The organism is Frankia sp. CeCAU1 (assembly GCF_977971845.1).
In genome coordinates this window covers 1-8,729 of record NZ_CDWWXA010000166.1, presented here as the reverse complement: position 1 = coordinate 8,729, position 8,729 = coordinate 1, and the positions used below count along the sequence as shown (strand labels likewise).

Genomic DNA, 8,729 nt, shown 5'->3' with positions numbered 1-8,729 from the left:
TGGGCGGCGACTCCCTGAAGCGCGTTGACGATCCTGTTGTCGGTGCCTGCAGCGGCCTGTGTCGCCCCGGTGCCCAGGGTCCGCAGACTCGCCGTACCGGCAACCTGGTCTGCCGGCAGACTCGCCGCGAGCTGTGCCGGGGTACGCGCCGCCCACACCCCACCTGACTCCTGGATCACCGCGCTGCCCGATGGGGTCAGCCCGGCGATAGCCGTCAGATCCGAGTCGAGTGGCTGGTAGCTGTGGGTGTGACCAGAGGTGGCAGCGCCGATGTCGGCCGGGGTGAGCTCGTCCGACCCGCCCGTGGCATGGGAGGTCCTGTGTGCTGACGGCGTTCGGGCGTCGGATAGCCGGCTGTCGCTGCCGAGGACCACCTGTGTCGAGCCCGTCCCGGTATCCCGGGACGCCGCAGTACCCAAACCGAGACTGGCCCTGGCCGCCGCAGGATCGGCGACATCCGCCAGGTTACTGTCGGCGATCAGCGCCCGGTTGACGACCCACGCCAGATCCTCATGGTGGGTGTCATGGCCGGTCGGCTGGCCGGTGACCTCCTCGGAGATCGGACGTGGGTCGGGCACAGCGGCAGCTCCTCAGACTGGGTGGTCAGCTGGACGTCGGCTGTGTGCGAGCCGAGCGCCGGGCTGATTTTTCGAGTGGCATCCGGCCATCCTCGGGGGTTTCCTCAGGCGGCCGGCTCGTCTCCGGAATCTCAACGCCGAGCCGGGCGAGCTCGGCGTCGACGGCGGCGAGCCGGTCGGGCCTGCCGGTGATCGACGCCCGCTCGGCACGCAGGGCGGCGAGGTAGGCGTCCGCGTTCACGACGCACCGACCAGCGGGACGGTGGCGACGGCAGTGGGGCTGGTGATCGTCGGCGGCGCGGTCGTGGTCAGCCCGGACCCGGAGGTCTGGGCGAGCACCCGATCGGCCGCGGTGAACCCCGTGGCCACGGCCGCCCGGGCGAGCGTCACCCCGACGAGCGTCGGCACCGTCGTCGCCTTGACCATGACGGCGGCGTAGTAGACGCCGGCCGCGGTGATGCCCTGCGGGGTGGCGAGCGGCAGGGTCTTGGTGGTGTCGGCCGCCCACGCCGCGGCGAGCTGGTCGGCGGTCTGGCCGAGCAGGTTGCCGGCAGGGTCGTACAGCGCGAACCACCAGTTGGTGGGCGTGCCCGCCGCTATCGCACCGCTCTTGAACGACAGGTTGGTGACGAGGTCGCCGGCCTGCAGGGGCAGGCCGACGGACAGCATCACCTGGGTGGTGAGCGCGGCCAGGTCCGCGTCGACGTCGAACCGGTCCAGGTTGCGCCGGTCCACACCGGCCGGGGTGCCGGCGCACAGCCAGGCGGGGTTCAGCACCCCGTAGCGGCCTCGCACAAGAGGCATGGTCATGCTCCTTTCGACGCGCGGGCGCCGCTGTAGAGGGATGCCCGGGAGTGGACGGGCGGTCTACCAGCCGGTCAGGGCCAGGCCTGTGCCGTCGACCTTGGTCACCGACGCCGGGTAGCGGTCGGCCATGAAGGCGACGTAGTTGTAGATCTGGACACGGACCTGCAGGGTGCCCGACAGCACCTCGGTAAGGACCCGGGTGCGCATCGACCCTTCCCACAGGTAGAAGTCACTCGACCGGACGGCGTAGATCGTGTCCTGGTTGGAGCTGCCACCCGCCAACGTGGTGATGTTCTGGTCGATCACCACGGGCACACCCATGACCGTGCCGACCGGTCCCTCGGCGACCAGGCCGGTGGCGATGGCCGCCGGCGACAGGGCGCCGACGTTCGGGTAGGGGGTGACCAGCGGCCGGTTGGAGCCGTCGAGCTGGCTCATCGACCAGTACCAGCGCCGGGAGTGCCACAGGAAGGTGGTGACCGGCATCTTGCGGTTCGTCGAGACGAGCGACGCGGCCTGTGCGAGGACCGGGTACAGCTCCGGCAAGGTCGGAGTGCCGTCGGTGTACGTCGCCGTGTTGATCCCGACGACGTTGTCGATGCCCCGGATCTGGCCGTTGAGCCCCGTGCCGGAGTACATGCCCAGGTCGAGCTTCTGGTTGTAGTCGGCGAGCAGGTCGCGCATGACGACCTCGTCGAACGAGATCGGTGACTGGTCGAGCAGCTGCAGCGCGAGGTCCTGCTGGCCGGCGATCGTGCGCACCGGCGCGGTGACGAACGTGTCCGTCAGGTCGGTCGAGGCCACCGCGCCACCGTCAGCGGACTGCGCCCCGGTGGTCGTGCCGGTCGCGACCTTCGGCACGTTGATGCTGTCGGTGCCGGTCGGCAGGTCGAACTGAGGGACGACCTCGGCGAACGGCCGGCCGGCGCGCACCAGCGGCACGTACTCATCGACCAGCCACAGCGGCGGGATGAAGTAGCCGCCCTGGCCGTCGGTCCGGTTGGGGTTGACCCGCACCTCCCGCTCAAACGGGGACACCCCGTGCCGGGCGTAGGTCCGCTGGCCGTCCTCGCCGAACTCCCGGTCGATCTGCTCGCCGGCGCGCTGCGCCCGGCGGGCCTCCCGGGCGGGGAGCTCAACCCGCAGCTCGGCGGCATGCCGGGCCAGACGCTCCACCGAACCGTCATCCATGTTCAGCTTCTGCCGGGACAGGTCCAGGAAGTACGAGCTCCTCGACCCGCGGCCGTAGACCTGCGGCTCGGCACCGATCGTCGCGACACCGGCGCCGCTGGTCCGGCGGACCTCGGCGATCCGGGCACGCCTCTCGGCGTCCGCCCGCTCGTCTTCCTCGGCCGCGGCGATGTCGGTGTCGAGCTGGCGCCGCTCGCCGTCGAGGGTGTCGAACCGGGTGGCCTCGTCGTCGGTCAGGTCCCGGTTCGCGGCCTGGGCCGGGTCCAGGATCGTGCGCAGCTCGGCGAGCAGGGCGGTACGCCGTGCCCGCATCTGGGCGAGTGTCATGCGTGCCTCTCTTCGAGCAGGACGAACAGCCCCGCCGGCGGCGCCGTGGGGCTTCGGGGTGGGTGGGTCAGGTTGCCAGCGCGAGGCGGCGCCGGTAGAGCCCGAGCGGCGCAGACCGCGGCTCGGTGTCCTCGGCGGGCTCGTCCGAGTCCGCGGGGTCGGACGGTTCGACGTCCGGGTTCGCTACGCCGAGCAGCGCGGCCGCGGCCTCCTGGCCCTCGTCGACGGCGACGTCGGCGACGACGAACAGGTTCAGCAGGTGCTGCACCGTCGCGGCGTCCTCCGGGGACAGCGCCCGCCGCTCACGCAGCCGGCCGAGAACGGCCTGAGCTGCCCGCGCTTCAGCCGCTCCAACCAGAGGCGCGCTGTGCAGCTGGGCGCTGGTGCCCGGGTTCGCGGGGAACGTGACCAGGCTGACGTCGTACAGCCCGGTGATCTCCCGGATGTTGCGCTGGGAGTAGTCGGGGGACCACTCGGCCCGGCAGGTGAACATGAACGACATCTCGGTCAGATCGCCGCGGGCTATCGCCGAGCGCACCTGCTGGACCAGCGGGGACGCGGGGTCCATCTCGGCCTGATGCCACAGGCCGGTGGTCGCCCCGATGGTGTGCTCGGTCAGCTGCAGCGTGCCGGAGATGGTCCGGGCGAGCGGGATCCCGCCGTGGTTGATCAGGAGGCGGACGTCGGGATCCTGGGCCAGGGCGGCGCCGAACGCGCCGACGTCGACGGTCTCGGCGTAGGTGTCGCCCCACCAGTCCGTCATCTCGTACGGCGCCCCGGTGACGCAGGCGTAGCCGGTGGAGATGACCGGGCCCGACCCGTCGTCGCCGGCGGCGCGGGTGGCCAGGCCGACCGCGACCCGGGCGCGGACCTCCCGGCCTCCCATCTGCGCGCGGCGATGTGTCACTGCCACTCCTCGGGTGCGGGTGGTGCGTCCAGGCCGGCTGTGGGTGAGGCGTCGCCGGCGGTCGCGTGGGCGCTGTTCAGCGGCTGCATCGGATCGTCGGCGCCCGGGGAGTCCAGGGCGACCCAGCCCTCGGCGGTGCGGATCTCGTTGACCGTCTGCGCGCCGAGGGTGCGGGCCAGCATGTAGTTGCGCCACCGGGTCGACGCGTCCGCCTTCTGGAACGCGCCGTAGTCGAACGCGGCGTAGGTGCCACCGCCGGGGATCATTCGGGTCCAGGCCCGCTCGAGGCGGCTGGTCCACCGCAGCAGGGTGTGGCGCAGGTAGGCCGCGCCGCTCGCGTCGAGAACGGCGCCGGACTCCGGCGACGTGGCGCCGCTGCGGATGCCGACCCGCCAGGCCGGAACACCGAACAGCCCGCAGATGTCCTCCCGCACCAGCTGCATGGATTCCAACCACGCGCTGTCCTCGGGTTTCAGGGACAGGCCCTGGTAGTCGACGTCGCCGGAGACGACGGCGATGCCGTGGGAGCGGCCGACACCCGAGTGCGCGGACTCGAACGAGCGGCGCAGGTCCCGGGCCTGGGCCTTGTTCAGCGGCCGCTTGGACCGCAGCAGTCCCGCCGGCGAGGCGCCGCGCTCGAACCAGCCCAGGCTGTACTGGCCGATCGCCAACCCCAACCCGAATAGGGTCCGTTGGTACTCGATGACGGACAGGCCCGTGTCCGCACCCGGCAGCGACGGCCCCATGATGTGCACGATGTCCTCGACGGGCACCCGCACCCCGTTGACCCGGTACACCCGCACCCCGTCCTCCGCGCGCGCCGTCACCCGGTCCGGGGCGAGCACCACCAGCGCGGCCGGCATCCCGGCCCGATCCCGGTCGGCGACCTGCGCGTAGGCGTTGCCCCGGAACAGCAGCGACATCACGATCTGCGCGACACCGGTCTGCGGGGAGATCCGGGTGACATCCTCGGCGAACGGATCCGTCACGATGCTCGGCGCCGGACTGACCGGCACCACCCCGCCCGCCCGCGGCCGCCGGTATGCCGCCAACGGCAGCATCCCGATGTCCTCCGACACCGCCAGCCCACACGACAACGCCGTGGCCACCCGCAGCGCCTGATCCGGCCCCACCGCACCACCGGCCGGCCCGGCACCCGGGGCCGGCGGACTCGAGTCCCCCCACTCGCCGGGCGCCCGCGTCTGCAGGCCGAGTGCCCGCCCCAGCAGCGTCACGCTGCCGGCCCGCCGCGGCGCCAGCGGCGGAGCCGGGGTGGCCGCGGCAGTCGGGGTGCGGCCTGCTCGGCGGCCGGGGCGATGACCAGCACGAGGGCCAGGCCGGCGACAAGCAGACCCAGCGGCACGGCGATCCACCAGGCCGCGGCGACGATAAGGCCGTAGCCGGCGAGCTCCGCGCACACACTCACCACCCGGCCCGCCCCCCCTCGTCCTCGTCGCCCTGGTCCTCGTCGTCTTGGTCGTCGTTTTCGTCGTCGAGGTCGCCGGGGCCGTACACCGCAGGCGGTGGTACCGCCCGGTACAACCACAACGCCAAAATCGCCGCGACCGCAGGGGAGATGTCCACGTCCACCCCGCGCCGCGCCAGCGCCCACGCCCCCTCACCCAGTAGCCGCCGTTCGGCGCCGGCGAAGGCGACGCGCAGCTCGGGCTGGTCGAGGTGACGCAGCCGGCCCTGGCCGACCGTGGCGGCCCACTGTCCGCAGGCGGCCACCAGGTCCTGGGTGCCGAAGGGCTCGAGCGGCACCCCGGCCGCTTCGGCCTCGGCGTACAGCGCGCCGGCCGGTGACCGCCGGTCGATCACCACGCCGATCGGGCCGTGCCGGTCGACCAGCTCGACCAGCCTGGGCACCACCCACGCCGTCCCAGGCCGACGCTCGACGATCTCGCTGTGGTACAGGCCGTCCGGGCGCTGCCCGGCCGCGGCGATGCTGGCCGCCGTCTGGTCCGGGGTGACGTCGACGGCGAACGCGACCGGATCCTCAAGGCGGCTGGCCGGGTCGACCAGCGCCAGCCACGCCGTCCGGGTGACGACCCCCCACGTGCCATCCGCCTCGTCCGGCGGGTAGGTGCCGATCCCGAGCCGCTCGCGGGCAAACCCCTCGGCGGAGAGCTGCCGGCGTTCCCGCTCGATCGTCTCCAGCGAGATCCGGATGCCGAGCGCCGGGTTCGCCCGGGCCCAGGTCGCGTGGTCGTCGTGGTCGTCGTCGACGTCGTCACCGAGGATCTTCGCCCGGGCGGACCACTCCAGGTAGACCAGCCGCGGTTCGCGGCGCAGGCCACGGCGGCGTAGCCGGCCCTGCACCACACTGCCCTGGTCGCCGGCCGACCCGAGATACCAGGTCTGCGCGTTGGGCCGGGCGGCCTGGGTCGGGATGACCGCGTCCATGTGGGCATCGGTTAGATACATGTCCTCGTCGAGCATCAGGCAGTCCGCCGAGAACCCACGGCCCGCACCCCGGGACCGGGCCATGAACCGGACGCGCTGACCGCCGCGCAGCTCGATGCCCATCTCGTTGGTCGAGCGCACCACCCGGATGACCCGCCGCGACAGGTCATCCCGGCCATCGATCAGACCGAACAGGCGGCGGAACGCCTCCTGCGTGGTCTTGAACTCATGGGCCGAATAGATGATCAGCTTTTCGTGGAACACGAAGACGCCGGCGAGCTGACGGCCTTCGACGATGCCGCCCTTGCCGTTCTGCCTGCTGACCGTGATGCCCACGTCGTCCGCGGCCCACCCGCCGCCGGACTCCTCGGCCAGACCGTCGGTCAGGACACCCTGCTGCCAGGGGTCAAGCTCCAGGCCGGCGTAGGCCGCCAGCTCCACCGCCTCGGTGCCGGCCGACGTCGCGTAGTCCGGCACCACTCGGATGCGGGGGACCTGGTCCCCGATCAGCGGTTCAGGCACGGCGTCGCGCGGCGCGGCGGGCGGCGATCTCGTCGACCCGGTCCGCCGCAGGCCGCGCCGGCGTTGCCTTTGCGATGTCGGCGAGCGTCGCGCGCAGCTCACGGGCCAGGCTCGCCGCCGCCTTACTGTCCCCCTCCTGGTCCAGAGCGACGGCCAGGCGCACCGCGAGCGCGGCCGGCCCGGACGACTGCACCGACAGGCGGCGGGCCCGAAGGTCCGCCCGCGTCGCACGCTCCACCGGACCGGCACGGCGAGCCGCCACGACCGGCGATCACCATTCCCGAGGTGGCAGGCTGGCGTCGTCGAGGATCGGCCAGGTGCGCACCGCGATGGCGGTCACCGGTGACACCAGCTCGGCGTCGCACCGGTTGCCGGCCTGCCCCACGCAGCAGCGTAGGGGCGTGGCGTCGGTCTGTTCGCCGGCCGTCATGCTGTCCTCCCGAAGCGGGTGGGCGGTTGCCGTCTCGCCGGTCAGGCGCCCGGCCAGTCCTCGACGCAGCCCTGCGACAGCGGTATCGCACTCGTCGGCGAACGCTCGCCACTGGGCCTCCTCACGCAGCGCTGCTAACACCAGCACCGCGAACCCACACAGGAGCACGACGCCCAGGCCGAGGAGCAGTCCGAGGTGGACGCCGCTCAAGGGAGGTGGTCAGGCATCCGGCCAGTCCTCAGGCTCGGCGTGCCGGGCGATCCCATGGCCGCACAGGCAGGTGCCGCCGGCCGGCTCGTACCAGCCGCACTCGCAGTCCGAGCACTCTGCGGCGACGGCGTCGTTGGTCGTGTAGCCGTCGGACAGGTCCTCGGTCGGGTGACGCGCAGCCATGATCACCTCCCGGGGGTCTGTGGGCGGGTCGGCGAAAAAAAGATTGACTGGCGGCGAGTCAGGAGCCGGGCCCGCCAGGAATCGGACCCACCCCCCTACCAGTCGCGTGACTGCCTCGAGGCACAAGGCGCGCGGCGTGCACGGCGTAGTGCGTGGCCGAGGCCTGCGCCTGCCCGGCGGTTGCATCCGCGGTGGACGATGCGGGCGCCGGCCAGGGTGCCGCCCAGGGCGCGTGGCCTGGCGAAGTGGTCGAGGTCGAGGTGCTGGCCGCGCAGCATCAGCCCGGGACAGCGCGGGTCGATGCCCCAGTATGGGCATGGGGTGTCGTAGGCGTGGGGCAGAAGCTGGCGGCGTAGGGCCTGGTGCTGGGCGCCCAGGCCACGGGCCGTAGTGCTGCCCCTGGTGTAGGTCACTCGTCGCCGAGGCGGTCGGCCGCGCGCTGCATGGCCGCGACCATGCGCTCGGTCATCGCCTCCTGCTGCGGGATGATCACACGTTTGAAGTGGCCCCACGGACGTTGGGTGGCGATCACGTTGTGATGGCTGAACACCGGATGGGCGAACGGCTGGTCACCGTCCAGGCGGCGCGGGAGGTTCTTGGCGTTGGTGCCGGTGATACCGCGTGCGCCCTGGACGATCCGCACGTCCTTCGCGCGTGCCTGCACGCGGACGTTGGCTGCCATCTGCTGGCGCAGGCCTCGGCCGCGCCGGCCTGTGCCATGACGGCCGCGTGGTGCAGGGTGCAGCGCCACCTGGCCGATCTTGGTCTTGACGGCCGACACACCGATGTTGGCCGCCTCCTTGAGCCCGCGCTTGATCTCTTTGTCGAGGTCGGCGTCGAATGCCTTGATCCGGCGGCGCAGGTCAGCGTAGTCGGAGGCGTCGGCCTCGATCATGGGTGCGCCGTGCTGTCGTCCGCACGACAGGCGACCTGCACCAGCGTGGCCGTGGCCTGCCCCGCCTCGTCGAGGGCGTAGGCGACGCACGGCCCGATGTGGCCGGCGGTGAGCAGACACGGCCCGGTGTTGTCGTGCGCGTCAGGGTCGCAGCCACAGGTGTCTGTGGCGCGGCGGGCGTCGGCGATGCGGTGCAGCAGGGGGACGTGCTGCGGGCCTGGCAGGTCGCAGACAGGGCAGGTCGCCGACGGTGTGGTCGGCAGGCTGTCGGGC

Annotated in this window: 13 protein-coding genes; all 13 read right to left on the bottom strand. The window is 72.4% G+C overall.

The window, feature by feature from the left end; genetic code table 11:
- On the bottom strand, positions 1 to 578 hold a 578-nt coding region (locus AC08OO_RS20740; RefSeq protein ID WP_476618941.1), incomplete at its 3' end, for a hypothetical protein.
- Positions 579 to 603: 25 nt separating this feature from the next.
- Positions 604 to 819, bottom strand: a complete 216-nt coding sequence (locus AC08OO_RS20735; protein ID WP_476611693.1) for a hypothetical protein — start codon at positions 817 to 819, stop codon at positions 604 to 606.
- Positions 816 to 1,382, bottom strand: coding sequence for a hypothetical protein (locus AC08OO_RS20730; protein WP_476611692.1), 567 nt, complete (start codon positions 1,380 to 1,382; stop codon positions 816 to 818). Before AC08OO_RS20730 ends, AC08OO_RS20735 begins: the two co-directional genes overlap by 4 nt.
- Positions 1,383 to 1,445: 63 nt before the next feature.
- On the bottom strand, positions 1,446 to 2,903 hold the full coding sequence (locus AC08OO_RS20725) for a phage major capsid protein (RefSeq protein WP_476611691.1): 1,458 nt from the start codon (positions 2,901 to 2,903) through the stop codon (positions 1,446 to 1,448).
- 67 nt (positions 2,904 to 2,970) lie between these two features.
- Positions 2,971 to 3,810, bottom strand: a complete 840-nt coding sequence (locus AC08OO_RS20720) for an HK97 family phage prohead protease (protein WP_476611690.1) — start codon at positions 3,808 to 3,810, stop codon at positions 2,971 to 2,973.
- Positions 3,807 to 5,045 carry a phage portal protein gene (locus AC08OO_RS20715; RefSeq protein ID WP_476611689.1) on the bottom strand — a complete coding sequence of 413 codons (1,239 nt, stop codon included), beginning with the start codon at positions 5,043 to 5,045 and terminating at the stop codon, positions 3,807 to 3,809. Before AC08OO_RS20715 ends, AC08OO_RS20720 begins: the two co-directional genes overlap by 4 nt.
- Positions 5,042 to 5,239: a hypothetical protein gene (locus AC08OO_RS20710; RefSeq protein ID WP_476618940.1), complete on the bottom strand. Its 198-nt coding sequence runs from the start codon at positions 5,237 to 5,239 to the stop codon at positions 5,042 to 5,044. The genes AC08OO_RS20715 and AC08OO_RS20710 overlap by 4 nt, the downstream gene beginning before the upstream one ends.
- A complete protein-coding gene (locus AC08OO_RS20705) occupies positions 5,233 to 6,738 on the bottom strand; it encodes a hypothetical protein (RefSeq protein ID WP_476618939.1) in 1,506 nt (501 codons plus the stop codon). Before AC08OO_RS20705 ends, AC08OO_RS20710 begins: the two co-directional genes overlap by 7 nt.
- The gene (locus AC08OO_RS20700) at positions 6,731 to 7,000 is read right to left on the bottom strand and encodes a hypothetical protein (RefSeq protein WP_476611791.1); all 270 of its coding nucleotides are present in this window, start codon (positions 6,998 to 7,000) and stop codon (positions 6,731 to 6,733) included. The genes AC08OO_RS20705 and AC08OO_RS20700 overlap by 8 nt, the downstream gene beginning before the upstream one ends.
- Positions 7,001 to 7,009: 9 nt before the next feature.
- Positions 7,010 to 7,378, bottom strand: coding sequence for a hypothetical protein (locus tag AC08OO_RS20695; RefSeq protein WP_476611790.1), 369 nt, complete (start codon positions 7,376 to 7,378; stop codon positions 7,010 to 7,012).
- Positions 7,379 to 7,387: 9 nt separating this feature from the next.
- Positions 7,388 to 7,561: a hypothetical protein gene (locus AC08OO_RS20690; RefSeq protein ID WP_476611789.1), complete on the bottom strand. Its 174-nt coding sequence runs from the start codon at positions 7,559 to 7,561 to the stop codon at positions 7,388 to 7,390.
- 409 nt (positions 7,562 to 7,970) lie between these two features.
- The gene (locus AC08OO_RS20685) at positions 7,971 to 8,456 is read right to left on the bottom strand and encodes a hypothetical protein (protein ID WP_476611787.1); all 486 of its coding nucleotides are present in this window, start codon (positions 8,454 to 8,456) and stop codon (positions 7,971 to 7,973) included.
- Positions 8,453 to 8,729: hypothetical protein (locus tag AC08OO_RS20680; protein ID WP_476618938.1), on the bottom strand; the 277-nt coding region annotated here is incomplete at its 5' end. The genes AC08OO_RS20680 and AC08OO_RS20685, both read right to left, overlap by 4 nt.

Bases quoted from the DNA above. Each gene is read 5' to 3' on its own strand.
- AC08OO_RS20725 (WP_476611691.1), bottom strand. From the start codon at position 2,903: ATGACACTCGCCCAGATGCGGGCACGGCGTACCGCCCTGCTCGCCGAG.
- AC08OO_RS20730 (WP_476611692.1), bottom strand. From the start codon at position 1,382: ATGCCTCTTGTGCGAGGCCGCTACGGGGTGCTGAACCCCGCCTGGCTG.
- AC08OO_RS20685 (WP_476611787.1), bottom strand. From the start codon at position 8,456: ATGATCGAGGCCGACGCCTCCGACTACGCTGACCTGCGCCGCCGGATC.
- AC08OO_RS20690 (WP_476611789.1), bottom strand. From the start codon at position 7,561: ATGGCTGCGCGTCACCCGACCGAGGACCTGTCCGACGGCTACACGACC.